Source organism: Vibrio crassostreae 9ZC13 (assembly GCF_000272045.2).
Classification (GTDB): domain Bacteria; phylum Pseudomonadota; class Gammaproteobacteria; order Enterobacterales; family Vibrionaceae; genus Vibrio; species Vibrio crassostreae_C.
Map to the genome: position 1 here is coordinate 1 of NZ_AJYZ02000021.1, position 361 is coordinate 361.

At 46.5% G+C, this 361-nt stretch carries 1 pseudogene; it reads left to right on the top strand.

Annotation, left to right across the window (positions count from 1 at the left end):
* Nucleotides 1-361 (top strand): annotated as a pseudogene (locus A136_RS10730) (IS110 family transposase); the annotation flags it as partial.

A 361-nucleotide genomic window follows, 5' to 3' on the forward strand; every position in this document is an offset into this window, starting at 1 on the left:
TTCAGCGTCCATCAACTCGCTTTGTACCCGTAAAATCCCCCGAGCAACAAGCCATCCTATCGGTACATAGAATAAGAGAGCATTGGGTTCGTGAACGCACCGCGCTTATGAATCGCATGCGTGCCCTGCTTTCTGAATTCGGATTAATCATTCCTGTTGGTCGCTCTTCATTGCTGAAACACGTTCCCTTAATGCTCGAAGATGCAGAAAATGAACTGCCACACCTCGCAAGAACAGTCATTGCCGATGCTTATCACCACCTTGGTGAATTGAATCAACGTATCGCCGATACAGAGCAAGTCTTTGACTCTTTTGCTAAGGTCAGCGCTAATGTTCAACGAGTGATGAAAGTTCGAGGTAT